Annotated in this window: 22 protein-coding genes; 17 read left to right on the top strand and 5 right to left on the bottom strand. The window is 60.8% G+C overall.

Features of this window, described 5'->3' with window-relative positions; all coding sequences use genetic code 11:
* Positions 1-46: 46 nt before the first annotated feature.
* The gene (locus tag PSH59_RS21445) at positions 47-514 is read right to left on the bottom strand and encodes a PAS domain-containing protein (protein ID WP_248083672.1); all 468 of its coding nucleotides are present in this window, start codon (positions 512-514) and stop codon (positions 47-49) included.
* Positions 515-641: 127 nt separating this feature from the next.
* On the opposite strand from PSH59_RS21445, the gene PSH59_RS21440 reads away from it, so the two are divergent.
* The 4 genes from PSH59_RS21440 to PSH59_RS21425 all read left to right on the top strand — a co-directional run bounded on the left by PSH59_RS21440 (position 642) and on the right by PSH59_RS21425 (position 4,108).
* Positions 642-1,097 carry a flavodoxin gene (locus PSH59_RS21440; protein ID WP_248083673.1) on the top strand — a complete coding sequence of 152 codons (456 nt, stop codon included), beginning with the start codon at positions 642-644 and terminating at the stop codon, positions 1,095-1,097.
* Positions 1,098-1,392: 295 nt separating this feature from the next.
* Positions 1,393-2,175: a class II aldolase/adducin family protein gene (locus PSH59_RS21435; RefSeq protein ID WP_305393615.1), complete on the top strand. Its 783-nt coding sequence runs from the start codon at positions 1,393-1,395 to the stop codon at positions 2,173-2,175.
* Positions 2,175-3,077 (top strand): alpha/beta fold hydrolase, encoded by a 903-nt coding sequence (locus tag PSH59_RS21430; protein ID WP_305393614.1) that lies wholly within the window; start codon positions 2,175-2,177, stop codon positions 3,075-3,077. The genes PSH59_RS21435 and PSH59_RS21430 overlap by 1 nt, the downstream gene beginning before the upstream one ends.
* Positions 3,078-3,196: 119 nt before the next feature.
* A complete protein-coding gene (locus PSH59_RS21425) occupies positions 3,197-4,108 on the top strand; it encodes an SDR family oxidoreductase (protein WP_305393613.1) in 912 nt (303 codons plus the stop codon).
* A gap of 128 nt (positions 4,109-4,236) precedes the next feature.
* Here PSH59_RS21425 and PSH59_RS21420 read toward each other — a convergent pair whose 3' ends face one another.
* Entirely contained in the window at positions 4,237-4,512 is a 276-nt protein-coding gene (locus tag PSH59_RS21420) for a hypothetical protein (RefSeq protein ID WP_248083677.1), read from the bottom strand.
* Between the two features lie 79 nt (positions 4,513-4,591).
* Between PSH59_RS21420 and PSH59_RS21415 the strand changes: the two genes are divergently transcribed.
* The 3 genes from PSH59_RS21415 (at position 4,592) to PSH59_RS21405 (ending at position 10,487) form a co-directional block, all read left to right on the top strand.
* Complete coding sequence (locus PSH59_RS21415; protein WP_248083678.1) at positions 4,592-6,373, top strand: DUF1302 domain-containing protein; 1,782 nt, start codon at positions 4,592-4,594, stop codon at positions 6,371-6,373.
* Positions 6,374-6,399: 26 nt separating this feature from the next.
* Positions 6,400-7,758: a DUF1329 domain-containing protein gene (locus tag PSH59_RS21410; protein ID WP_248083679.1), complete on the top strand. Its 1,359-nt coding sequence runs from the start codon at positions 6,400-6,402 to the stop codon at positions 7,756-7,758.
* A gap of 227 nt (positions 7,759-7,985) precedes the next feature.
* Positions 7,986-10,487, top strand: a complete 2,502-nt coding sequence (locus tag PSH59_RS21405) for a LuxR C-terminal-related transcriptional regulator (RefSeq protein ID WP_305393612.1) — start codon at positions 7,986-7,988, stop codon at positions 10,485-10,487.
* On the opposite strand, the gene PSH59_RS21400 is transcribed toward PSH59_RS21405, so the two are convergent.
* On the bottom strand, positions 10,484-11,356 hold the full coding sequence (locus PSH59_RS21400) for a helix-turn-helix domain-containing protein (protein ID WP_305393611.1): 873 nt from the start codon (positions 11,354-11,356) through the stop codon (positions 10,484-10,486). The two genes, PSH59_RS21405 and PSH59_RS21400, sit on opposite strands and share 4 nt — an antisense overlap.
* 138 nt (positions 11,357-11,494) lie before the next feature.
* Between PSH59_RS21400 and PSH59_RS21395 the strand changes: the two genes are divergently transcribed.
* Complete coding sequence (locus PSH59_RS21395; RefSeq protein WP_305393610.1) at positions 11,495-12,406, top strand: DMT family transporter; 912 nt, start codon at positions 11,495-11,497, stop codon at positions 12,404-12,406.
* 37 nt (positions 12,407-12,443) lie between these two features.
* On the opposite strand, the gene norR is transcribed toward PSH59_RS21395, so the two are convergent.
* Complete coding sequence (gene norR / locus PSH59_RS21390; protein WP_305393609.1) at positions 12,444-13,985, bottom strand: nitric oxide reductase transcriptional regulator NorR; 1,542 nt, start codon at positions 13,983-13,985, stop codon at positions 12,444-12,446.
* 147 nt (positions 13,986-14,132) lie between these two features.
* Here norR and hmpA point away from each other — a divergent pair, with 147 nt between their 5' ends.
* From hmpA to PSH59_RS21345, 9 genes are all read left to right on the top strand, one after another.
* Positions 14,133-15,314: an NO-inducible flavohemoprotein gene (gene hmpA / locus PSH59_RS21385; RefSeq protein ID WP_305393608.1), complete on the top strand. Its 1,182-nt coding sequence runs from the start codon at positions 14,133-14,135 to the stop codon at positions 15,312-15,314.
* A gap of 158 nt (positions 15,315-15,472) precedes the next feature.
* On the top strand, positions 15,473-15,979 hold the full coding sequence (locus PSH59_RS21380; RefSeq protein ID WP_248083685.1) for a disulfide bond formation protein B: 507 nt from the start codon (positions 15,473-15,475) through the stop codon (positions 15,977-15,979).
* A gap of 791 nt (positions 15,980-16,770) precedes the next feature.
* Entirely contained in the window at positions 16,771-17,712 is a 942-nt protein-coding gene (gene cyoA, locus PSH59_RS21375) for a ubiquinol oxidase subunit II (RefSeq protein WP_248083687.1), read from the top strand.
* A 3-nt stretch (positions 17,713-17,715) separates the two neighbouring features.
* Positions 17,716-19,734: a cytochrome o ubiquinol oxidase subunit I gene (cyoB, locus tag PSH59_RS21370; RefSeq protein WP_305393607.1), complete on the top strand. Its 2,019-nt coding sequence runs from the start codon at positions 17,716-17,718 to the stop codon at positions 19,732-19,734.
* Between the two features lie 3 nt (positions 19,735-19,737).
* Positions 19,738-20,364: a cytochrome o ubiquinol oxidase subunit III gene (locus PSH59_RS21365; RefSeq protein WP_003176004.1), complete on the top strand. Its 627-nt coding sequence runs from the start codon at positions 19,738-19,740 to the stop codon at positions 20,362-20,364.
* Positions 20,364-20,699: a cytochrome o ubiquinol oxidase subunit IV gene (gene cyoD, locus PSH59_RS21360; RefSeq protein WP_003176003.1), complete on the top strand. Its 336-nt coding sequence runs from the start codon at positions 20,364-20,366 to the stop codon at positions 20,697-20,699. The genes PSH59_RS21365 and cyoD overlap by 1 nt, the downstream gene beginning before the upstream one ends.
* Positions 20,700-20,710: 11 nt before the next feature.
* Positions 20,711-21,598 (top strand): heme o synthase, encoded by an 888-nt coding sequence (gene cyoE, locus PSH59_RS21355; protein ID WP_248083688.1) that lies wholly within the window; start codon positions 20,711-20,713, stop codon positions 21,596-21,598.
* A gap of 104 nt (positions 21,599-21,702) precedes the next feature.
* On the top strand, positions 21,703-22,401 hold the full coding sequence (queC, locus tag PSH59_RS21350; RefSeq protein WP_248083689.1) for a 7-cyano-7-deazaguanine synthase QueC: 699 nt from the start codon (positions 21,703-21,705) through the stop codon (positions 22,399-22,401).
* 155 nt (positions 22,402-22,556) lie between these two features.
* Positions 22,557-23,651 (top strand): pyridoxal phosphate-dependent aminotransferase, encoded by a 1,095-nt coding sequence (locus PSH59_RS21345; RefSeq protein ID WP_305393606.1) that lies wholly within the window; start codon positions 22,557-22,559, stop codon positions 23,649-23,651.
* A gap of 105 nt (positions 23,652-23,756) precedes the next feature.
* On the opposite strand, the gene PSH59_RS21340 is transcribed toward PSH59_RS21345, so the two are convergent.
* On the bottom strand, positions 23,757-24,473 hold the full coding sequence (locus PSH59_RS21340) for a hypothetical protein (RefSeq protein WP_305393605.1): 717 nt from the start codon (positions 24,471-24,473) through the stop codon (positions 23,757-23,759).
* Positions 24,474-24,495: the final 22 nt, after the last annotated feature.

Here is a 24,495-nt window from a genome sequence, read left to right as displayed (position 1 = left end):
AAGGGTACTAAAGTGCCACCATTATCCGCGTTAATTACCACGGATCCTAAATTTTGTTAGATCCGCTCGTCGTCTTAAGCGCGGCCAGCTCGCTTTTGACCTGCGCCAGCTCGTTTTCCAGCTGGGCGACACGCTGCTGGGCCTTGACCTGAAGCGTCACGTCTTTTTGTACACCGACAAAATACGTCTGCTTGTCGGCGTCGTTGTACACCGTTGAAAGTGACAGTTCGTTCCAAAAGTGGCTGCCGTCTTTGCGGTAGTTACGCAGGATTTCGCGGCACGAACCCCCACTGTCCAGGGCCTCTCGAATCGCCATCAGTGCCGGCTGATCACGGTCACCCGACTGCAGGAAACGGCAATCCTGATAGAGGATGTCATCCAGCGTATAGCCGGTCAGCCGTTCGAAGGCTGGGTTAACGTAAATCAGCGGCTTGTCTCTACCTTCGCGCTCGGCGACCACAATGCCGTCGTTGGAAGCGTTGATGACCATTTGCATCAGCTTGGCGTTAATCATTGCGCGGTCCTTGGCTTGATTTGAAATTGGCAGTTTATTGCAACTGCTGAATCTTGCACGGCGCGCCCCGAAATATTTGCACCGCTGTTAATATCCCAGGCTTTGGCTCAACTACAGGATCAGATTGATGAAAGTCGCCATCCTCTCCGGCTCGGTGTACGGCACGGCTGAAGAAGTCGCCCGCCACGCTGAAAAAGAACTCAAAGCCGCCGGTTTCGACGCCTGGCATAACCCACGCGCCACCCTGGCGGACGTGCAGGCCTTCGCTCCAGAGGCTTTTTTGGCCGTGACCTCCACCACTGGCATGGGTGAACTGCCCGACAACCTGCAACCGCTGTATTCGACGCTGCGCGACCAGTTGCCCGCGGCGTTTCGCGGCCTGCCGGGTGCGGTGATCGGCCTGGGCGACGCCAGCTACGGCGATACCTTCTGCGGTGGCGGCGAGCAGATGCGCGAGCTGTTCGGCGAACTGGGCGTACATGAGGTGCTGCCGATGCTGCGCCTTGATGCCAGCGAAAGCGTTACCCCGGAAACCGATGCCGAGCCATGGCTTGCGGACTTGATTAACGCGCTGCGCGGTTGAGCGCAAACTCTCGCCTCCACGCTAGATCGTCCCCGCGCACGTACTCGAGTGCCGTGCGCCGCGGGCCCACTGCTGCCTTTCGTCCCGCTCACCGAGTCGCCCGGTTTGCGGGCGCAGCAGGCCTTTATTGGCGGCACTTCTCTGACGCCGATTCAAGCGACTTAAACTATCCTCACAGCTGACCCGTTCGGTCATCAAGCTGGCTGCGAAGGCGACTCCTTCAGCCACGGCGCCTGACTAGACTGGCCCTTCACCGGAAAAAAATAATAAGAACTGTGCCAAGGAGGTCGTTGCCGTGAGCCTAGCCCCTGTCGTATCGCCACAGAGTGTCAAAGACCAGGTCAGCGCTGCCGAGTGGCAAGCCCGTGTCGACCTGGCGGCCTGTTACCGCCTGGTGGCCCTGCATGGGTGGGACGACCTGATTTTTACCCACATCTCAGCCAAGGTGCCGGGCACCGATGACTTCCTGATTAACCCGTACGGGTTGATGTTCCACGAGATCACCGCCTCGAGTCTGGTCAAGGTCGATCAGGCCGGCAACAAGCTGATGGACAGCCCTTACGAGATCAACCCCGCGGGCTACACCATCCACAGCGCCATCCATGAAGTGCGACACGACGTGAACTGCGTGCTGCACACCCATACCGCCTCCGGTGTTGCGGTGGCGGCGCAAAAGCAAGGCGTCTTGCCGATCAGTCAGCAATCGATTTTCGTCCTGTCGAGCCTGGCCTATCACGCCTATGAAGGTGTGGCCCTGAACCACGAAGAGAAGGCGCGCCTGCAGGCCGACCTGGGCGACAACAATTTCCTGATGTTGCACAACCATGGCCTGCTCACCTGCGGTGGCACCATCGCCGATACCTTCCTGATGATGTTCATCTTCCAGCGTGCCTGCGATATCCAGGTGTTGGCGCAAAACGGCGGTGCTGAACTGATTCCCATCGGGCCGCAGATCCTGTCGGGCGCCAAGGCCATGGTCGCGGCGGTGACAAAAAGTGCTCAAGGCATGGGGGGCGCGCTGGCCTGGCCGGCGTTGCTACGTAAGTTGGATGCTCAAGACCTTGGGTATAAAACCTGATGCCACTCTCCGAGATCCCGCTTCGAGCCTGGCGCAAGCGCGGCCAGAGTTTTGACTTTCGCGGCCACACCATCCGCTATTGGGTGGCGGGGCAGGGCGAGCCGTTGCTGCTGATCCACGGATTCCCCACCGCCAGTTGGGACTGGCACTACCTGTGGCAGCCGCTGGCCCAGCATCACCAAGTCATCGCCTGCGACATGCTCGGGTTCGGCGATTCGGCCAAGCCGTTGGATCACGGTTATTGCCTGGTGGAGCAAGCGGATTTGCAACAAGCGTTGCTCGAACACCTGCGCATTGACCAGCCGGTGCATGTGCTGGCCCATGACTACGGTGACAGCGTCGCCCAGGAGCTGTTGGCGCGTCACTATGAGGGGCGGTTTCAGATGGCCAGTTGCGTGTTTCTCAACGGCGGGCTGTTTCCCGAAACCCATCGCCCGGCGCTGGTGCAAAAACTGCTGCTCAGCCCGCTGGGCTGGATGATTGGCCGCGCCTTTGGACGCAGTGCCCTGGCGGATAGTTTTGCGCAGATCTTCGGCCCCGACACCCGTCCCAGCGAAAGCGCCCTGGATGACTTCTGGAGCCTGATCAACTGCAACGATGGCACGCGCATCCTTCACAAATTGATCGCCTATGTACCCCAGCGTCGGCGCCTGCGTGACCGCTGGGTGGCGGCGATGCAACAGGGTGAGGTGCCGCTGCGCTTGATCAACGGTGAGGTCGACCCGATCTCCGGCGTACACATGGTGGAGCGCTACCACCAGTTGGTGCTCCATGCCGACAGCGTGCTGCTGGCCAATATCGGCCACTACCCGCAGATCGAGGCGCCGGTGCAGGTGCTCAAGCATTACCAGGCGTTTCGCGATCGCCTTCGTCACGTTGCGCCGCGAGCCGCTTATTCCTGAGCGCGAGGATCATCCCCCAGCCTTATCGAGCACCATTCAGCCTTGGCCGACTTTATTGTGACCAACGGCTGGGTACCGGACACTCGACCCCATTCCCATCGTCGCCCTTGGAGTTCGGTATGAGTGAGTCAGTGCAGTTTAAGGATAAGGTCGTGATCGTCACCGGTGCCGGCGGCGGATTGGGCCGTGCCCATGCGCTGTTGTTCGCCAGGCACGGGGCCAAGGTATTGGTCAACGATCTCGGCGGATCTACCCAGGGCGAAGGCGCCAATGCGTCGGCGGCCGACCGTGTGGTAGCCGAGATTCGCGACGCGGGCGGTATCGCCGAGGCCAACCATGACTCTGTCACCGACGGTGACAAGGTTGTGCAGCACGCACTCGACGCGTTTGGCCGCATCGACGTGGTGGTCAACAACGCCGGCATTCTGCGCGACAAGACCTTCCACAAAATGGACGACAGTGACTGGGACCTGGTTTACCGGGTGCACGTCGAAGGCGCGTACAAAGTCACCCGTGCCGCCTGGCCGCATTTACGCGAGCAGGGTTACGGGCGGGTGATTTTCACGGCCTCCACGTCGGGTATCTACGGCAACTTCGGCCAGTCCAACTACGGCATGGCCAAGCTCGGCCTGTACGGCTTGACTCGCACCCTGGCGCTGGAAGGGCGCAAGAACAACATCCTGGTCAACGCCATTGCCCCCACCGGCGGTACGCGCATGACCGAAGGTCTGATCCCGCCGCAAGTGTTCGAGCGCCTCAAGCCGGAGCTGGTCAGTCCGCTGGTGGTGTACCTGGGCAGTGAAGCGTGCCAGGAAACCTCGGGGCTGTTTGAAGTGGGCGGTGGCTGGATCGGCAAGACCCGCTGGGAACGCAGCCTGGGCGTGGGCTTTGACCCCGAGGCCGGTTTCTCGCCTGACGATGTGGCCGCGCATTGGCAACAGATTTGCGACTTCGACGGCGCGGCTCACCCCAAGGACAACATTGAGGCCTTGAAAGAGATGATGGCCAATTTGCAGAAATACAGCCTGTGATCGTTGCCTGAACACCGTTGAATCCAATGGGGCGCTAAGAGCGCCCCGTTTTATTTTCGGCATAAAAAAGGCCGCTGCAAACGCAGCGGCCGAAGTCAGACGTTGGATCAAGGAGCGACAAATCAACGTCAGTGAACACCGGTAACAGATTGAAAAAAATCATCAATCCGTTTGAGTCTCGCTTGTCTTCCGGTTGTGGAAGCGGGCGATTTGCCCTGAAAGCCCGGCAAGAATAGCCGCTTGTAACAAGATGAGTAATAGCCGTTCAAGACAAGGACTGTTACCGATACGGCAACAGTCACCACCGGCGTCATCCATTCTCCTGATAAGCCGCTATCCAGCCCATGCATGCCGGCGCCCACACCCCGGCCAGAGCGGCCGGTAATCCTTTTGAGCGACAGCACGAATCCCTCCTTGGTGCGCTTATCGCTCCCGGTGCGCGGCAGTAGGGTGGGGCCTTCTGTCACTCACCGGGGAAGACGCATGACAAAAACAACAATGCGCGCCATCTTCACGCCACAGGCGCTGGCCGCTGCGGTTGCCTTGGGTTGCTGTGCCCAGGCACAGGCTGTTTCGTTCAACATTGGCGAGATCGAAGGGCAATTCGATTCGTCGTTGTCGGTGGGCTCCAGTTGGGGCCTGCGCGATGCCGACAAAAGTCTGGTCGGCACCGTCAACGGCGGCACGGGCCAGGCTTCCACGGGGGATGACGGACGCCTGAACTTCAAGAAGGGCGAGACCTTCTCCAAGATCTTCAAGGGCCTGCACGACCTTGAACTCAAGTACGGCGACACCGGTGTGTTCGTGCGTGGCAAGTATTGGTACGACTTCGAACTCAAGGACGAAGACCGCGAGTTCAAGCAGATCAGCGACCACAACCGCAAGGAAGGCGCCAAGTCCAGCGGCGCGCAGATCCTCGATGCGTTTGTCTACCACAACTACTCCCTGGGCGACCTGCCGGGCACCGTGCGCGCCGGTAAGCAGGTGGTCAGTTGGGGCGAAAGTACCTTCATCGGCAACTCCATCAACAGCATCAACCCGATTGACGTGTCGGCGTTCCGCCGGCCGGGTGCCGAGATCAAGGAAGGCCTGATCCCGGTGAACATGCTGTTCGCTTCACAAAGCCTGACCAACCAACTGACGGTGGAAGGGTTCTACCAGTTGGAATGGGACCAGACCGTGCTGGACAACTGCGGCACCTTCTTTGGCGGTGATGTGGCGGCGGATGGTTGTACCGGTAATTACACGGTGGGCAGTCCGGCGATTGCGCCGCTGCAACCGATTGCGGCCGCACGCGGCCAAGGCTTCGTGGTGACCCGCGAAGGGGTGGTGGTGCAGCGGGCCGGTGACCGTGATGCACGGGATTCGGGCCAGTTCGGCGCGGCGCTGCGCTGGTTGGGTGATGACACTGAGTACGGCCTGTACTTCATGAATTACCACAGCCGTACCCCGACCGTGGGCACGATTACCGCCAACACCAACCTGGCGACCATCGGCGCGATTGGCGCCGCCGCGCCGACGGGTTTCGGGGGCGCCCTGGCCCAAAGCACCATGCTCGGTCGCGGGCAGTACTACCTCGACTACCCGGAAGACATCCGCCTGTTCGGCGCGAGTTTCTCCACGACCTTGCCCACCGGCACGGCGTGGACCGGGGAAATCAGCTACCGGCCCAATGCGCCTGTGCAGCTCAATACCACCGACCTGACCCTGGCGCTGGTCAACCCGATCGCCAACCAAACCGCGTCGCCCATCCGCAGCAATTTCGGCAGCGACAACAAAGGCTACCGCCGCAAGGAAATCACCCAGATCCAAAGCACCATGACCCAATTCTTCGACCAGGTATTGGGCGCCGAACGCCTGACGCTGGTGGGTGAAGCGGCGGTTGTGCACGTGGCCGGCCTGGAAGACAAATCCAAGCTGCGTTACGGCCGCGACTCGGTGTACGGCGCCTACGGTTTCCAGGGCGACACCGACGGTTTCGTCACCTCCACCTCGTGGGGCTACCGCGCGCGGGCGATTCTTGACTACAACAACGCGATTGCCGGGGTGAACCTCAAGCCCAACCTGTCCTGGTCCCATGACGTGGCCGGCTATGGCCCCAACGGGATCTTCAACAAGGGTGCCAAGGCCATCAGCGTCGGCGTGGATGCGGACTACCGCAGCACCTACACCGCCAGCCTCAGCTACACCGACTTTTTTGGCGGCGACTACAACACCCTGACCGACCGCGACTTCCTCGCCCTCAGCTTCGGCGTGAACTTCTGATTTGGCTTAAAGAAGGACAAGAACCTATGCGTAAGACAATTGCAGTGTTGGCCCTGAGTTTGCTGGCCGCCCATGTGATGGCGGCGGTGTCGCCGGAAGAAGCGGCCAAACTTGGCACCACCCTCACGCCGGTCGGCGCCGAAAAAGCCGGCAACGCGGATGGCTCGATTCCGGCCTGGACCGGCGGCATCCCGAAAAACGCCGGCGCGGTGGACAGCAAAGGCTTCCTGGCCGACCCGTTCGCCAATGAAAAACCGCTGTTCGTGATCACCGCGGCCACCGTCGACAAGTACAAGGACAAGCTCTCCGACGGCCAGGTGGCGATGTTCAAACGCTACCCCGAGACCTACAAGATCCCGGTGTACCCGAGCCACCGCACGGTCAACCTGCCGGCGGACATCTACGAGTCGATCAAGCGCAGCGCACTGAACGTCAAGGCGATCAATGACGGCAACGGCCTGGAAAACTTCACCGGTAACCGCTATTACGCGTTCCCGATTCCAAAAAATGGCGTGGAGGTGCTGTGGAACCACATCACCCGTTACCACGGTGGCAACCTGCGCCGCATCATCACCCAGGCCACCCCGCAGACCAACGGCAGCTACACGCCGATCCGCTTCGAAGAAGAGGTGGCAGTGCCCCAGGCCATCCCGGATATCGACCCGGCGAAGGCGGCCAACGTGCTGAGTTACTTCAAGCAATCGGTCACCGCCCCGGCTCGCCTGGCCGGTAACGTGCTGCTGGTGCATGAAACCCTCGACCAGGTCAAAGAACCGCGCCTGGCCTGGATCTACAACGCCGGCCAGCGCCGTGTGCGCCGTGCGCCGCAGGTGTCCTATGACGGGCCGGGCACTGCGTCCGACGGCCTGCGTACCACCGACAACTTCGACATGTTCTCCGGCGCCCCCGACCGCTACGACTGGAAGCTGGTGGGCAAAAAAGAGATGTATATCCCCTACAACAGCTACAAGCTCGATTCGCCGAGCCTCAAGTACGACGACATCATCAAGGCTGGCCACATCAACCAGGACCTGACCCGCTACGAACTGCACCGCGTGTGGGAAGTGGTCGGCACGGTCAAGCCGAGCGAGCGGCACATCTACGCCAAGCGCCACATGTACATCGACGAAGACAGCTGGCAAGTCGCGCTGGTGGATCACTACGACGGCCGTGGCCAGCTGTGGCGTGTCGCCGAAGGCCATGCGCAGTTCTACTACGACCACCAGGTGCCGGCCTACACCGTCGAAACCCTGTACGACCTGATTGCCGGGCGCTATATCGCGCTGGGGATGAAGAACGAGGAGAAGAGCAGCTTCGTGTTCGGTTTTGCAGCCAAGGCGGCGGACTACACGCCGGCGGCCTTGCGGGCTGAGGGCGTGCGCTGATCCATAGGTAATAGGCTGCACAGGTAAGAGCGGGCTTGCTCGCGCATGCGCTGGATCAGTCGAAGCGTTCAATGACTGATACTGCGCATTCGCGAGTCAGGCCCGTTTCTACATTCGGTTTTATGCATGGCCTTCAATCACCCCGCTGAATACTTCTTCAACAACCGCCGGCCACAGGACTAGGGTACGCATCAGGTTGCATAACAATAAGAACGCAGGATGCAGCAATGACTGCCATGACACGCTGCCTGGACCGTCCTGGATTCATGCCTCGGCTGTCCGCCCATCACCTGCTGCGCCCACGCCTGGCCGAGCCTCTGCTGGCGGCGCCGGTGCGCGTCAAGTTGCTGTGTGCGCCCGGCGGCAGTGGCAAGAGTGCGCTGCTCGCCGAGTGCGCGCTGCAGGCGCCGATGGGTTGCCAGGTGTACTGGCTGGCGCTCAATGGCGCAGCGCTCAGTCCCGTCGACCTGTGCGAGCGTCTGGCGCAAAACCTGGGTTTGCCGTTCACCGATGAAGCCGCGCTGTTGCTGGAACTCAGCCGCTGGCAAAGCCCGGCGTGGCTGTTCCTCGATGACTTTTGCCGCCAGCCCGCCGCCGACACCGACGCCTTGCTCGATCGCCTGCTCACCGTCAGCAGCCCCGCGCTGACCTGGTGGCTGGGGGCGCGGCGTCGCCCGCTGTGCAACTGGCCACGCCTGCTGCTCGACGATGAGTTGTTCGAATGCGGCGCCGAACTGGCGTTCAGTCCGGCCGAAGTCCAGCAACTGCTCAGCCATGCGCCGGGACCGTCGCTCGACAGCGTGCTGCAGTTCAGCGCCGGCTGGTGCGCCGGTGTGCGCATTGCTTTGCTCGGCGACGGCCACCCCGACAAAACCCTGCTCGATTACCTGCAACACGAACTGTTCAGCACATTGGCGCCGGAGTTGGCCGACGCCTGGCGCGTGCTGGCCCACCTGCCGCGTTTCAATGTCGGTCTGTGCGAGCATCTGTTCGGCGCCGGTGACGGTGACCAGTACCTGCGGGACCTGCAGGCCCTCGGTGCGTTTATCCAACCGTGGGAACACACCGACTGGTTGCAGGTTTTTCCGCCCCTGGCGCAGTTGATGCGTGACACACCCTGGCCGTCCAAGCGCTCGTGGCACCGGCGCGCCTGCCAGTGGTTTTGCGCCGAGCAGGACTGGCAGGCGGCGTTCGAGCAGGCGCTGTTGGCCGAAGAATACGAAGTGGCGGTGAGCCTGTTGCAGCACTTCAGTTTTGAAGACCTGTTCCGCCAGCAAAACGCGGCGCTGCTGTTGCGCCTGCATGAACAACACGGCGATGAGTTGATGCTCGGCTCGGCGCAACTGGTGGGGCTGGTGACGGCGGCGTTATTGTTCGCCGGGCGCTTCGAGCAGGCGGCGGTGTGCATCGACCAACTGGCGCGGTTTGCCCCGCAACCCACGGCGGCGCAGCAGCGTTACTTGCTGGCGCGTTGGCAGGCGCAGTGGGGCTGGTTGCTGCACTTGAGTGGCGATGCCGAACGCTCGCGCGTGCATTTTTTTGAAGCGCTGCACGCCTTGCCGGACAGCGCCTGGACCTCGCGTCTGATGTGCCTGTCCGGGCTGACCCAGCAAGCGTTGCTGCGCGGTGAGTTGGACGTGGCCCAACGCCTGAGCCGCGAAGCGTTGTGCCTGGCCCGCGCCCATGGTTCGTTGCTGCTGGAGGCCTTGCTGGAGTTGGATCACGCCCAATTACTGGAGCAGCGCGGCGCGCCTTACCGGGCCCAAAGCCTGCTGGAAGGGGTGCAGTCGATGTTGCTGGAACAGCGCCTTGATGCGGGGCCGCTGGTGGGGCGCATCGCCCTCCGGCGCGGCCATCTGGCGCTGCGTCAGGGGCAGGACGGTTTGGCCGCCGAGTGTTTCGAGTCGGGTATGAAAATGTGCCTGCACAGCCAGGACAAACGCGTGCTGTATGGGTTTCTCGGCCTGGCGCTGCTGGCCGCCAACCGCGGCGATTATGCCCAGGCGTTTGTCCAACTGCGCGAGGCCGAGCGGCTGATGCAGCAACGCCAGGTGCCGGACACGGTGTACCGCGCGGTGCTGTTGTTGGTCAGCGGGCATTTCTGGTTGCAGCAAGGCCGCGCCGAGTTGACCGTCGAGGCGGTGCGCCGTGTGCTGCGCCACTTCCGTGGGCCCCAGGCCAAGCAGGCACCGCCGGCCACGCTGGAGCTGATCCCGCGCCTGGAATACCTGCTGGTGCTGGCGGAGGTGAAACTGGGGTGTGCCGATCAGCCGTTGGAGCAGCTCAGTGCTTTGCTGGAGGCCACCCAAAGGCGTGGCATGCTCTGCCTGGAAACCGAACTGCACTTGGTGCTCGGCGAAGTCGCCTGGCAAGTAGGCGACCCCGCCTTGGCGCGCCGCTCGCTGCAACACGGGCTGGAACTGGCCGAGCGTTGTCAGGTGCAGCAAGCGATTCGCGAGCTGCGTTTACGTTCGCCAGGGCTGTTGAGTGAGCTGGGGATGGAGCCCCAGGCGAGCCCATCCGGCGTCGTGGACAACCCCTTGAGCCAGCGCGAACTGGAAGTGCTGCAGTTGATCGCGCTGGGCAGCTCCAACCTGGAAATCGCCGACCGGCTGTTTATTTCATTGCACACGGTCAAGACCCACGCGCGGCGCATCCACAGCAAGCTCGGTGTGGAGCGGCGCACGCAAGCGGTGGCCAAGGCCAAGACCCTGGGCCTGATGGTTTAGAGGAAGGCCTGTCGGTAGTCGCCGGGCGTCGCGTCCATGGCCTGGCGGAAACGGTGGGTGAAGTGGCTGGCGCTGGAGAAGCCGCAGCGCAACGCGATTTCGCCCAGAGGCAGCGCGCTGCTGCGCAACAGCTGCTGCGCGCGGGTCAGGCGGCGCGCCAGCAAGTACTGATGGGGCGGCAGGCCGAAGCTTTGGCGGAACATCCGCGCGAAGTGGTATTCCGACAGCGCGCACATTGCGGCCAGTTGCCCAAGGCTGATCGGCTCTTCCAGGTTCTGGTCGATGTAGTCCACCAGTAACCGGCGCTGGTACGCCGCCAACCCTCCTTTCAAGCGCAGGCCTTCGCGGGCGCCGACCTGGCTGAGCAACGTGTGGCTGAGCAGTTCATGGGCCAGGCTGCTGGTCAGCAAGCGTTCGGCGGGCTCATCCCAGTTGAGGGCGATTAATTGGCGAAAGCGTCGGGCCTGGCCGGCGTCTTCAAGGAAAGTACTTTCGCGCAGCGCCAGGGTGCGCGGTTCGCGGTCGAGCAGGGTGACGCAGCCGAGGGCGAATTGCTCCGGGCTGAAATACACATGAGCCAGGCGGATCTCACCGTTGATCACCCACGCTGACTGATGCTCGGCCGGCAGGATGCATAACTTGTCGGGGCCACCCTTGGTGCCGGGCTGGTCTCGCCGAAACGTGCCGGTGCCGCCGCCGATGTAGCAGGACAAGGTGTGATGGCCGGGGGCCTGGTAGTCCTGGGCATCGTGATGGTTGTTCCACAAGGCCGCGGACAAGCCGTCACCGAGCTCGGCGCAGGCTTCAAGGCGTGCGTGGGGCGAGCGGTTAAGGGCTTGAAAAACGTGCAGGGATTCCAGGTCTGGCATGGTCAGTACTCGTTGACGCCTTGCATCCTACTCTGCACGGTTGGCGCTGTGATCCCGTCGCCCGACAAAAGCGCAAGAATGTGCAAGAGCCTCGCGCGGTTCGAGGGCGACACTGTGGCTCAACCGATGGAGCCCGCGATGAATCTTTTCCTGTATTTGCTCACCGTCCTGATCTGGGGCACCACCTGGATCGCCCTCAAATGGCAGTTGGGCGTGGTGGCGATTCCTGTGTCCATCGTCTATCGCTTCGGCCTGGCGGCGTTGGTGCTGTTTGTAGTGCTGTTGCTCAGTCGCAGGCTGCAAGTGATGAACCGGCGCGGACACCTGATCTGCCTGGCGCAAGGGTTGTGCCTGTTCTGCGTCAACTTCATGTGCTTTTTGACTGCCAGCCAATGGATCCCCAGCGGCCTGGTGGCGGTGGTGTTTTCCACGGCCACGCTGTGGAACGCGCTGAATGCTCGGGTGTTTTTTGGTCAGCGCGTGGCACGCAACGTGTTGATGGGCGGCGCGTTGGGTCTGGCGGGCCTGGGCTTGTTGTTCTGGCCGGAGCTGGTGGGGCACACCGCCAGCCCGCAGACCCTGCTCGGCCTGGGCCTGGCGTTGCTGGGGACGATGTGTTTCTCGGCGGGCAATATGCTCTCGAGCCTGCAACAGAAGGCCGGGCTCAAGCCGCTGACCACCAATGCCTGGGGCATGGCGTATGGCGCGGCCATGCTGGCGACCTATTGCGCGGTGCGGGGGATCCCCTTCGACATGGACTGGAGTGCGCGGTATATCGGCGCCCTGTGGTACCTGGTGATCCCGGGGTCGGTGATTGGCTTTACCGCGTATTTGACCCTGGTTGGCCGCATGGGGCCGGAGCGGGCGGCCTATTGCACGGTGTTGTTCCCGGTGGTGGCGCTGAACGTGTCGGCGTTTGCCGAGGGCTACCAATGGACCGCGCCGGCGTTGGCGGGGTTGGTGCTGGTGATGTTGGGCAATGTGTTGGTGTTTCGTAAGCCTAAGGTGGTCAGGCCGGCGAGTCCGATGCTTCAGGCAAAGCAGGTCTAGTGGGGGAGGGGCGTGCTGCCTCTCACATTTACCCCCGCTATTTTATTCCCAAGCGCTTGGCCATCCGCCCGAGGTTGGCGCGGTCCAGGCCCAGTTCGCGAGCGGCGCCGGCCCAGTTGTTCTGGTGGCGTTCCAGGCAGGCGCTGATCACCTGGCGCTGATAATGCTCGGTGGCCTGGCGCAGGTCGCCGGTGATCGGCGCTGTTTGAGTCGGCTCTTCAATCGCCGGTGTGCTGACAGCCGGCAGGTCCAGGTCATGGGCACTCAGGCTGAGAATCTTCGGGCGCTCACGACAGTTGCCCAACGCCTTGAGCGCGCTGCGCCCGATCAAATGCTCAAGCTCGCGCACATTGCCCGGCCAGTTATAAGCCAGCAACGCTGCCTGGGCATCGCTGCTCAGGCGCAGGCTGCCCAGGCCCATGCGTGAGCGGTTTTGCTCGAGGAAGAAGCCCGCCAGCAGCAACACGTCCCGCCCGCGCTCGCGCAGCGCCGGCACTTGCAATGGGTACACGCTCAGGCGGTGGTAGAAGTCGGCGCGGTAGCGGCCATTGCGCACTTCATCGGCGAGGTCGCGGTTGGTGGCGGCGATCAGGCGGACGTCCACCTGGTGTTCCTTGTCCGAGCCCAGGCGCTGCAACTGACCGCTTTGCAGCACGCGCAACAGCTTGGCTTGCACGGTCAGGGAGAGCTCGCCCACTTCATCCAGGAACAACGTGCCGCCATTGGCCAGTTCGAACTTGCCTCGGCGCTCGTTCAGCGCGCCGGTAAAGGCGCCGCGCACATGGCCGAACAGCTCGCTTTCTACCAGCGTTTCCGGCAGGGCGGCGCAGTTGAGGCTGATCAGCGGTTTGTCCGCCCGAGCTGACGCGGCGTGGATCGCCTGGGCCACCAGCTCTTTACCCACCCCGGTTTCGCCGGTGATCAGCACGGTGAGGTCGCTGCCGCCCACCAGTTTGATTTCTTCAACGAGGCGCTTGTGGGTTTTGCTCTGACCGATCATTTCCCGGTGCTGCTGGCCGCTGGCCTGGCGGTAGATCTCGGCGCGCTGGTGTTCGTCTTCGGCGCGTAACGCCAGGCGCTCGATGCGTTGGGCCACGTTGACGGTAGCGGCGGCGAGGCTGGCGAAGGCTTGCAGGGCATCGAGTTCAACCCGCTCGAAACGCTCGGTATCCAGCGCGTCAAGGGTCAGCAGGCCCCAGGGCTGGTCCTCGACGAACAGCGGGCAGCCCATGCAATCGTGCACCTCAAGGTGGCCGTTCAGGCCATCGACCAGGCCGTCGTAGGGGTCGGGCAGTTCGCTGTCGCTGTCGAAGCGCGTCGGGCCGGGGCTGCTAAGCAGCACCGCGAAGCGTGGGTGCTCACTGACCTTGAAACGTCGGCCCAGGGTGTCGGCGCTCAAACCATCGACGGCCAGCGGCACCAGCCAGTCTCCGTCCAGGCGCAATAGGGCGGCGGCGTCGCATGGCAGCAGGGCACGCATGGCGTGCAGCAGGCGGCGGTACCGCTCGCCCTCGGGCAGGTCACGGGACAGGTCGGCGACCAGAGGCAGCAGGGTGGTGAGCAGCGATTGCGCAGTCATAATGACTCCTTGTAGTCCTTATGACTATAAAGTGTAGGAAGTCATACTGACTACAATATATTTAACTTATTGAAATATAAGAATTTCTAAGTTGGCATGAATACTGAGTAGCTAAGGGTAATCAGTAAAGAAGCCCAGGAGGCTCTCATGCTTAGTGCCCAAGACCGTGCCATCGTCAAATCCACCGTGCCCCTGCTGGAAAGCGGCGGTGAAGCGCTGATCACCCATTTCTACCGCATGATGCTCGCCGAATACCCCGAGGTTCGCCCGCTGTTCAACCAGGCGCACCAGGCCAGCGGCGATCAGCCCCGCGCCCTGGCCAACGGTGTGTTGATGTACGCGCGACACATCGATCAACTCGACCAGTTGGGCGACCTGGTGGCCAAGATCATCAACAAGCATGTGGCGTTGCAGATCCTGCCGGAACATTACCCGATCGTGGGCGCCTGCCTGCTGCGGGCGATCTCCGAAGTACTGGGCAGTGAAATTGCTACGCCGGAGGTGATGAGTGCCTGGGGCGCCGCCTACGGCCAGTTGGCGGACATTCTGATCGGCGCCGAGGCAGCCATCTACGACGAGAAGGCCCAGGCCCCCGGCGGCTGGCGCGGTGCGCGGCCGTTCCGGCTGGTCAAGCGGGTGGAGGAGAGCGAGGAGATCAGTTCGTTCTATTTTGCCCCGGTGGACAACGGTTCGATCCTGGCCGCCGCTCCAGGGCAATACATCGGCATGAAACTGGTGCTCGATGGCGAAGAAGTGCGGCGCAACTATTCCCTGTCGGCCTTGAGTGATGCCGGCCTGTACCGCATCAGCGTCAAGCGCGAAGCCGGGGGGCGGGTGTCGAACTACTTGCATGATCAACTGCCTGTCGGTGCAACCATCGACCTGTTTCCGCCGGCAGGGGAATTCACCCTGGCGGCCAGTGCCAAGCCGCTGGTGCTGATCAGCGGCGGGGTGGGTATCACGCCCACCCTGCCAATGCTCGAAGCGGCCTTGGGCACCGGCCGGCCGGTGCACTTTATCCACTGCGCGCGTAATGGCGGGGTACATGCGTTCCGCGAGTGGGTGGATGCGCTGGCGGCCAGGCACCCGCAACTCAAGCGCTTCTACTGCTATGCCGAGGACGATGGGGTGAGCGCGGCGGCCGATAAAGTCGGGCTGCTGAGCCAGGAGCAATTGGCGGCATGGTTGCCGCAGGAGCGCGACCTGGATGCGTATTTCCTGGGACCAAAAGGCTTCATGGCGGTGGTCAAGCGTCACCTCAAGGCGTTGGGCGTACCCGAGCAACAAAGCCGCTACGAGTTCTTCGGCCCGGCTGCTGCTCTGGAATAGAACCTGAAACTTCACGCTGTTGAATGGGGGGAGGGGGCAAGCCCTTCCCTCTTTCTGTTCTTCATCGTTGCCGATTAATCCCCTGTTAACCCCCTTCTGTTTTAACCACTGCCTGTGTGTAAACTTGCGGCCATTGGCACAAACAAAGGAATACGGGGATGAGTGACGAATTGCGTTTAGGCAGGGAGCGGCGCTTTCTGGTGTTGCTGGGCATCATCTGCCTGGCGCTGATCGGTGGCGCGTTGTACATGCAGGTGGTACTGGGTGAGGCGCCGTGCCCGCTGTGCATCCTGCAACGCTATGCGCTGCTGTTGATTGCGGTGTTTGCGTTCATCGGCGCGGCGATGCGCAGCAAGGGCGCCCTGACCTTTTTCGAAGGGTTGGTGGTGCTCAGTGCCCTCGGCGGCGTGGCCGCGGCCGGCCACCATGTGTACACCCAGTTTTTCCCCCAGGTCAGTTGCGGCATCGACGTGCTGCAGCCGATCGTCGATGACCTGCCCCTGGCGAAGGTCTTTCCCTTGGGCTTTCAGGTCGATGGCTTCTGCAGTACGCCGTATCCGCCGGTGTTGGGTCTGTCTCTGGCGCAATGGGCGCTGGTGGCCTTCGTGCTGACGGTGATCCTGGTACCCCTGGGTATCTATCGCAATCGTCAACGCAAGGCCTGAGCGATCTACTGAAACGCCCCGGTCCTCCTGAAAAGAAGGCCGGGGCGTTTGCGCATATTGGGTTTTGTGAACGGAACGTGACGCCGGACAATTTCGGGTGCGCGCAGCATGCGACACGTTGTCACACGGCGGGCGCCGCAAGACGTTTCTGAGCGGCTGAAGCGCCGCGCAAATTTGCAAAAAGCGTCAAAAACGTGCTGTCAATTCAAGGCTGCGACGATGCCTCGAACCTCACGCCGTACGTGCCTTTGCGTGATGTCCCAATGCCTTGTTTTCTGGGGGGTTGGATAGGTTTTTCGGTCCCTTACAGCGGGTAAGGTCTGTGGCGCTTTGCCCTATAACACGGCAATTTTTGTGGTTTTTGTTGAGAATCGAACGCGATAAGATCGCGAACTTTTGCAAATTTGGTGAAGGATTATTGCTGCTTTCGATAAAAATTATTTCTTTATCAGACATGGTTTATACATCGCTAGCTAACTACAATCGCCCGCACTGAATGTCCTGTGCTGTTCAATCTTTTAGCACTGGAGCGGTCGAGGGGCAGATGGACGGCTCTGTGCGACCCCAAGGTTCCGGCAGCCTTTCAACTATCCGCACCAAATGGAATTGGTCTGTAACAAGGCCTTTAACCACGAAATCGAATAAGAACTCACCGCAGGTCCGTGAAACGCTCCGTATGGCGTGTCGGGCAGGCTCTTATTCAATCGAAGAGAAATGCCAACCCTTGGCAGGGTGAAGTGTTGGCGATCAAAACCCAACTGCATTGCGCAAGCTGCTTTAGAGGTCGTGAGATGAGTAAAAACAGGTACCCCCGATTACTAGGCTTTTTGCCGCTGCTTGGCATGATGTTAATGCTGGGAGGCTGCAAGTGGACCTTGCTCGACCCAAAAGGACAGGTCGGTCTGGATGAACGAAACCTGATCATCACCGCCACCCTGCTGATGCTGCTGGTCGTGGTGCCTGTGATCATCATGACCTTCGCCTTCGCCTGGAAATACCGCGCGTCGAACACCAGCGCCACCTACGCGCCGAAGTGGTCGCACTCCACCAAGATCGAAATCGCGGTGTGGCTGGTCCCGATCCTCATCATCATTGCCCTGGGTTATGTGACCTACAAGTCCACCCACGCACTGGACCCGTACCGTCCGCTGGAATCCGACGTCAAGCCGATCAACATCGAAGTGGTCGCGCTGGACTGGAAGTGGCTGTTCATCTATCCGGACCTGGGTATTGCCACGGTGAATCAGATCCGGTTCCCGGAACACACCCCGCTTAACTTCAAGATCACCTCCGACGCCGTGATGAACTCGTTCTTCATCCCTGCTCTGGGCGGCCAGATCTACGCGATGGCAGGCATGCAGACCAAGCTGCACCTGATCGCCAACCAGAAAGCTGAAATGGAAGGCATCTCCGCCAACTACAGCGGCGCTGGCTTCACCGGCATGAAATTCAAAGCGATCTCGACGAGCCAGGAAGACTTCAACGCCTGGGTAGCCGAAGTCAAGGCCGCACCTAAACAGCTTGATCAAGCTGAATACGACGCCCTGACCAAACCAAGCCAGAACAACCCAGTCGCCCTGTACTCCGCGTACGAGCCGAACCTGTTTCAGAAAATCGTCGACAAGTACGAAGGCATGAAACCAGGCAAACCGGTCAAGCACGAGAAGAAAGAAGTGGCCGCGGTTGAAGGTTCTGACACGGGCGCGCATTCAACTGCTGGGGCAGAGGAGTAAACGATGTTTGGTAAATTAAGTTGGGATGCGGTCCCTTTCCACGAGCCGATTGTGATGATTACCATCGCCATGATCGCGCTGGGTGGTCTGGCACTGTTTGCAGGTATCACTTACTTCAAGAAGTGGACCTACCTGTGGACCGAGTGGCTGACTTCGGTCGACCACAAGAAAATCGGCGTGATGTACATCATCGTTGCCATGGTCATGCTGCTGCGTGGTTTTGCCGACGCCATCATGATGCGTACCCAGTTGGCCATGGCCACCGAGGGTTCGCCTGGCTACCTGCCGCCTGAACACTATGACCAGATCTTCACCGCTCACGGTGTGATCATGATCATCTTCATGGCGATGCCTTTCTTCACCGGCCTGATGAACCTTGCAGTGCCGCTGCAGATCGGTGCGCGTGACGTTGCCTACCCGTTCCTGAACTCCCTGAGCTTCTGGCTGCTGGTGTCCGGTGTGGTGCTGATCAACGTGTCCCTGGGCGTCGGCGAATTCGCCAAGACCGGTTGGGTTGCGTATCCGCCACTGTCGGGCATTCAGTACAGTCCTGGCGTGGGTGTGGACTACTACATCTGGGCGCTACAGTTATCAGGGCTCGGGACGACGCTGACGGGGGTCAACTTCCTGGCCACCGTGCTGAAAATGCGCGCCCCTGGCATGAAACTGATGGACATGCCGATCTTCACCTGGACCTGCACCTGGGCCAACGTCCTGATCGTGGCTTCGTTCCCGATCCTGGCCGCTACCATGGCGCTGCTGTCGCTTGACCGTTACCTGGATTTCCACATTTTCACCAATGAACTTGGTGGCAATCCAATGATGTACGTGAACCTGTTCTGGGCATGGGGTCACCCTGAGGTGTACATCCTGATCCTGCCGGCGTTCGGTATCTTCTCCGAAGTGATCTCGACCTTTACCGGCAAGCGCCTGTTCGGTCACCACTCGATGGTCTACGCCTCGGGCGCGATCTCCGTGCTGGGCTTCATGGTGTGGCTGCACCACTTCTTCACCATGGGCTCGGGGGCCAGCGTCAACGCCTTCTTCGGCCTGGCGACGATGCTGATTTCCATCCCGACGGGGGTGAAGCTATTCAACTGGCTGTTCACCATCTATCACGGTCGTCTGCGCATGACCAGCCAGGTTCTGTGGACCCTGGGCTTTATGGTGACCTTCGCCATCGGCGGCATGACCGGCGTACTGCTGGCCATCCCGGGTGCTGACTTCGTACTGCACAACAGCCTGTTCGTGATCGCTCACTTCCACAACGTGATCATCGGTGGCGCGGTATTCGGTTACATCGCCGGCTTCAGCTTCTACTTCCCGAAAGCGTTCGGCTTCAAGCTGCACGAAGGTTGGGGCAAGGCTGCATTCTGGTTCTGGATCTCGGGCTTCTTCGTCGCGTTCATGCCGCTCTATGCACTGGGCTTCATGGGCATGACTCGTCGTCTGAACGCCACCACCAACCCTGAGTGGGTGCCGTACCTGTACGTCGCCATGTTCGGCGCGGTGATGATCGCGGTGGGTATCGCCTGCCAGTTGATCCAACTGTATGTCAGCGTGCGTGATCGCAAGCAGAACATGTGCGACTCCGGCGACCCATGGAATGGCCACACCCTGGAATGGTCGACTTCGTCGCCACCGCCGTTCTACAACTTCGCCGTGATCCCGACTGCGAACACCATCGATGCGTTCACCGAAGCCAAGGAAGACGGTACTGCGTACCAGCAACCTAAGCACTACGAACCGATCCACATGCCAAGCAACACCGCCACTGGTGTGGTGATGGGTGCGCTGTTGACCGTGTTCGGTTTCGCGATGATCTGGCACATCTGGTGGCTGGCAATCGTGAGCCTGGTGGGCACCATCGGCTACTTCATTGTCCACGCAGCACGTGATGATCAAGGCTACATGGTGCCGGTCGAAACGATCGAGCGCATCGAAGCCGAGCAGCACGCTCGCCTGGTCGCCGAGAAGAAAATCCCGGCCAACCGTGTAGAAACCTCGTTGGAACAGGCTTAAACCATGTCGAACTTAGTGACCAATGCTGGACACGCCCATGTCGATGACCATGGGCACGATGACCATCACCACGACTCGGGGCCAATGACCGTCTTCGGTTTCTGGCTCTACCTGATGACCGACTGCATCTTGTTTGCGTCGATCTTCGCGGTGTACGCGGTACTGGTAAACAACGTAGCGGGTGGCCCGTCGGGCCACGACATCTTCGAACTGCCTTACGTGCTCGGCGAAACCGCCCTGCTGTTGTTCAGTTCGATCACCTACGGCTTCGCCATGTTGGCCTTCTACAAGGGCAACAAAAAAGGCGTGCTGAGCTGGCTGGGCCTGACCTTCCTCTTCGGCCTGGGCTTCATCGGCATGGAGATCAACGAGTTCCACCTGCTGATCTCCGAAGGCTACGGCCCGCACCGTTCAGGCTTCCTGTCGGCGTTCTTCACGCTGGTAGGCACCCACGGTCTGCACGTAAGTGCCGGCCTGCTGTGGATGGCGGTGATGATGTATCAGGTCAATAAGCACGGCCTGACCAACACCAACAAGACCCGCCTGAGCTGCCTGAGCCTGTTCTGGCACTTCCTGGACGTGGTCTGGATCTGCGTATTCACCGTCGTTTACTTGATGGGGACTCTGTAATGGCTAATGCACACTCCCATGACAGCCACGATGCAAGCCACGGCAGCGTAAAGTCTTACGCTATCGGCTTCATCCTGTCGGTCATCCTGACCCTGATCCCGTTCGGCCTGGTGATGTACCCAACCTTGCCGAAGTCGATCACCCTGATGATCGTCCTGGCGTTCGCAGTGATCCAGGTGCTGGTTCACCTGGTGTACTTCCTGCACCTGGACCGCTCCGAGGCTCAGCGCGAGAACGTGATTGCGTTCGTGTTCGCAGGCCTGGTGATCGTTCTGCTGGTTGGTCTGTCGCTGTGGATCATGTTCAGCATCCACACCTACATGATGGCGAAGTGAGGTAAGACCCGATGTCGCTTAAGCACTTTATCCAAATCACCAAACCGGGGATCATTTTCGGTAACGTGCTTTCTGTGGCGGGCGGTTTCTTCCTGGCCTCCAAGGGACATGTCGATCTGGCCATCTTCCTGGCTGCGATGATCGGTACGTCCCTGGTGGTTGCTTCCGGTTGCGTGTTCAACAACTGCATCGACCGTGACATCGACATCAAGATGGAGCGCACCAAGAATCGCGTGCTGGTGCAGGGCCTTATCTCCCTGAAGCTGGCACTGATCTACGCGACCGTTTTGGGTGTTGCCGGTGTGGCACTGTTGTACACGGTGGCTAACCCGTTGGCGGCGCTGTTTGCCGTGATCGGTTTTGTCATCTACGTCGGCCTCTACAGCCTGTACCTCAAGCGCAAGTCGGTTCACGGCACGCTGGTGGGCAGTCTGTCGGGGGCGATGCCGCCGGTGATTGGTTATGTGGCTGTGACCAATAGCTTCGACATGGCCGCGCTGACGCTGCTGGTGATGTTCAGCCTGTGGCAGATGCCGCATTCCTACGCCATCGCGATTTTCCGTTTCAACGACTACCTGGCTGCCTCGATTCCGGTTCTGCCGGTCAAGCGTGGCATCCAGGTCGCCAAGAAACACATCCTGCTCTACATCCTGGCCTTCCTCGTGGCGACCTTGATGTTGACCTTCAGTGGCTACGCCGGCATGAGCTACCTCGCCGTCGCTGCCGCCATGGGCATGTACTGGTTGTACATGGCCTGGACCGGTTACAAGGCGGTGGATGACACCGTCTGGGCGCGCAAGCTGTTCGTGTTCTCGATCTTCACCATCACCGCGCTCAGCGTGATGATGTCCCTGGATTTCCAGGTACCGAAAGAGCTGTTGCTGACCTCCGCGCACTGAATGTTCGAGTAGTAAAAAAGCCCCGCCTTCGCAAGAAGCGCGGGGTTTTTTATTGAGTGGCCTTTAAACTATGAACAAATCCTACAAGTGCAGGCAGCAACGTGATGAGTAAGAAAGCCGTTATTGTGTTCAGTGGCGGGCAGGATTCAACGACCTGCCTGATCCAGGCGCTGGCGTTGTATGACGAAGTCCACTGCATCACCTTCGACTACGGCCAGCGCCATGTGGCGGAAATCGAAGTTGCCCAGCAGCTTGCCAGGCAACTGGGGGCCACCGTTCACAAAGTGATGGACGTGTCTTTGCTCAGCGAGCTGGCCATCAGCAGCCTGACCCGTGACAACATCCCGGTCCCTACCGTGAACAGCTCGGGCGAGAGCTTGCCCAGCACTTTTGTGCCTGGGCGCAATATCCTGTTTTTAACCCTCGCGGCGATTTATGCCTACCAGGTCAAGGCTGAGACGGTGATCACCGGCGTCTGCGAAACCGACTTCTCCGGCTATCCCGATTGCCGCGATGAGTTCGTCAAGGCATTGAACCAGGCGCTCAAGCTGGGCATGGAATATGACGTGCGCCTGGAAACCCCGTTGATGTGGCTGAACAAGGCCGAAACCTGGGCGCTGGCCGATTACCACCAGCAACTGCAACGGGTGCGCGACCACACGCTGACCTGCTACAACGGCATCATCGGCAGTGGGTGCGGCCAGTGCGACGCGTGCAACTTGCGCGCACGCGGTTTGAATGAGTACCTGCAGAACAAGACCGAGGTCATGCAGAGCCTCAAGCACAAGTTGCAGCTGGACTAAGCCGCCCACGCCAAACCTGCCTGGAGAAGCCCCGCCGTCGACCGTCGTGCGGGGCTTTTTCATGGGCGCTCGGTTAAATCATCTGACCTTGATCTCGTCATACACCTCTATAGGAGCTGTGCGAATCCATCATCCGCCTACAAGGAGTAGTCATCATGGTCAGCGTTAGTCGTCGATCCCTTCTCGCCCTCGGCGCCGCACTGCCGGTGTTGGGGCATCTCGATTGGGCGGTCGCCGCGCCGCCCAAGGCATCGACTGACAAGGTGCTGCTCAACTACAACGAGAGCCCTTACGGACCTTCACTCGCGGCCCGTGAGGCGATGCAGCGCGCGATCGCCACGGCTGGGCGTTACCCCTACACACACATGTACGCACTGGCCGAGTTGTTTGCTCAGCAGCAAGGGATTGGCGAAGAGCAGGTGGCGGTGTTTTCCGGCTCCATGGCCGCGTTGCGTTATGCGGTGCTGGCCTTTACCAGCCAGACTCGTGGTCTGGTAATGGCCACGCCATCCTACGAGGTGCCGCGTCAGTCTGCCGAGTCGAACAAGGCACCGGTCAAGGAAGTGAACCTCAACGCCGAGCACGCCCATGACATCCCGGCGATGCTCGCGGCCGACCCGCAGGCGGGCATGCTCTACCTGTGCAACCCCAACAACCCCACCGGTACGCTGACGCCCACCGACGCGATCCGCCAGGCGCTGGAGAACAAACCCAAGGGCAGCGTACTGGTGGTGGACGAGGCCTACATCGACTTCGCCGACGTCCCCAGCGTGGTGAGTTGGGTCAAGGACCACGATGATTTGTTGGTACTGCGCACCTTCTCGAAAATCTACGGCATGGCTGGCGCGCGCCTGGGCCTGGCGATCGGCCAGCCGGCGCTGCTGGAACGGTTGGCAGTGTTTGGCGGCGACAACGTACCGGCCGCTTCTTCTTTGCTCGGTGGCCTGGCCAGCCTGGAAGACGTCAAGCTGCTGGGGCAACGCAAGGCGCTGAATGCGCAGGCGCGCGACGAAACCGTGGCCTGGCTAAAAGGGCGCGGTTTTACCTGCACGGCGTCCCACAGCAACTGCTTCATGATCGACGTACAGCGCCCGGCCAAAGAGGTGGTTCAGAGGTTGGCCGCACAGGGCGTGCTGGTTGGGCGGGTGTGGGATAACTGGCCGCAGTGGATGCGGGTGACGGTGGGGAACAAGCAGGAGATGGCGCGGTTTCGCCAGGTGTTTGCGGCGCAGGTCGAACACAGCGCCTGAGCCGAGGGAGCTTGCTCCCGTCGCGTCGCAAAGCGGTCCCAGAATGGGACTGCAAGGCAGTGCAACGGGAGCCGGGCACCTTCTCTTTTGTGTGGCTGTGACGGGTTACTGCTGCGCGATGCTGTAACCGTCGAACGCGGTCTGCTGTTGCAGTGCGGCAATCACGCTCTTGCGGCTCAGCGGCTGTTCAACGCCTGCGTTGTCCACGAAGCTCTGCACGTCCAACTCGGCTTCATCGCCGTCACCCACAAAGCTGAACCCCAGGAACTCGAACGCCTCGCGGTCGACGTTCAACTTCGAGCGCGGTGTGCGCAGTGGCAGGGTGACGCTGATGCCGTCCTTGCTGATCACAAACACTTCGGCTTCTTTCTTGGGGCGAGCCGCCTTGCCTTTGCCGGCGCTTGGGTTGCTGATGGCCTGGTGAGACTGGTTCAGGACTTTCAGGGCCAGGCCGTAGACCAGCTCCTGGAACTCTGGGTCGTCCTTGAAGCTGGACAACATGCGGCTGATGGAGAATTTACTGCTGAGGTCTTCCAGGGCGATGTTGTCGGCGGCTTCGGCGTCCTTGAGCTGCTTGAGCTGGCCCATCAGTTCGTAGGCCTTGTCGTCATCGAAGGCGTCGTGAGCCTGGCGGATGGCGCCGCGCAGTTCGCGGATCTGGTCGCTTTCTTTGGAGGTGTGGAACGCGTCCAGCACCATCTCGCTGATGATCTTGGCCGCTGGCACGTGTTGTGAAAGATGGATGGCGTTTTCGTATTCAGCTTTGGCGTGCGAGGCCACTACGGATTCTTCGGCGGCGTGTACGGTATAAGAATCGGACATTGAAATTTCACTACTTCAGTAA

It is taken from the genome of Pseudomonas sp. FP2309 (assembly GCF_030687575.1).
Taxonomy (GTDB): Bacteria; Pseudomonadota; Gammaproteobacteria; order Pseudomonadales; family Pseudomonadaceae; genus Aquipseudomonas.
The sequence above is the reverse complement of the archived record's forward strand: the minus strand, read 5'-3'. Positions and strand labels throughout refer to the sequence as shown.

Coding starts and splice junctions, on each gene's coding strand:
- PSH59_RS21445 (WP_248083672.1), bottom strand. CDS start 514: ATGATTAACGCCAAGCTGATGCAAATGGTCATCAACGCTTCCAACGAC.
- PSH59_RS21440 (WP_248083673.1), top strand. CDS start 642: ATGAAAGTCGCCATCCTCTCCGGCTCGGTGTACGGCACGGCTGAAGAA.
- PSH59_RS21430 (WP_305393614.1), top strand. CDS start 2,175: ATGCCACTCTCCGAGATCCCGCTTCGAGCCTGGCGCAAGCGCGGCCAG.
- PSH59_RS21425 (WP_305393613.1), top strand. CDS start 3,197: ATGAGTGAGTCAGTGCAGTTTAAGGATAAGGTCGTGATCGTCACCGGT.
- PSH59_RS21415 (WP_248083678.1), top strand. CDS start 4,592: ATGACAAAAACAACAATGCGCGCCATCTTCACGCCACAGGCGCTGGCC.
- PSH59_RS21410 (WP_248083679.1), top strand. CDS start 6,400: ATGCGTAAGACAATTGCAGTGTTGGCCCTGAGTTTGCTGGCCGCCCAT.
- PSH59_RS21405 (WP_305393612.1), top strand. CDS start 7,986: ATGACTGCCATGACACGCTGCCTGGACCGTCCTGGATTCATGCCTCGG.
- PSH59_RS21400 (WP_305393611.1), bottom strand. CDS start 11,356: ATGCCAGACCTGGAATCCCTGCACGTTTTTCAAGCCCTTAACCGCTCG.
- PSH59_RS21395 (WP_305393610.1), top strand. CDS start 11,495: ATGAATCTTTTCCTGTATTTGCTCACCGTCCTGATCTGGGGCACCACC.
- norR (WP_305393609.1), bottom strand. CDS start 13,985: ATGACTGCGCAATCGCTGCTCACCACCCTGCTGCCTCTGGTCGCCGAC.
- hmpA (WP_305393608.1), top strand. CDS start 14,133: ATGCTTAGTGCCCAAGACCGTGCCATCGTCAAATCCACCGTGCCCCTG.
- PSH59_RS21380 (WP_248083685.1), top strand. CDS start 15,473: ATGAGTGACGAATTGCGTTTAGGCAGGGAGCGGCGCTTTCTGGTGTTG.
- cyoA (WP_248083687.1), top strand. CDS start 16,771: ATGAGTAAAAACAGGTACCCCCGATTACTAGGCTTTTTGCCGCTGCTT.
- cyoB (WP_305393607.1), top strand. CDS start 17,716: ATGTTTGGTAAATTAAGTTGGGATGCGGTCCCTTTCCACGAGCCGATT.
- PSH59_RS21365 (WP_003176004.1), top strand. CDS start 19,738: ATGTCGAACTTAGTGACCAATGCTGGACACGCCCATGTCGATGACCAT.
- cyoD (WP_003176003.1), top strand. CDS start 20,364: ATGGCTAATGCACACTCCCATGACAGCCACGATGCAAGCCACGGCAGC.
- cyoE (WP_248083688.1), top strand. CDS start 20,711: ATGTCGCTTAAGCACTTTATCCAAATCACCAAACCGGGGATCATTTTC.
- queC (WP_248083689.1), top strand. CDS start 21,703: ATGAGTAAGAAAGCCGTTATTGTGTTCAGTGGCGGGCAGGATTCAACG.
- PSH59_RS21345 (WP_305393606.1), top strand. CDS start 22,557: ATGGTCAGCGTTAGTCGTCGATCCCTTCTCGCCCTCGGCGCCGCACTG.
- PSH59_RS21340 (WP_305393605.1), bottom strand. CDS start 24,473: ATGTCCGATTCTTATACCGTACACGCCGCCGAAGAATCCGTAGTGGCC.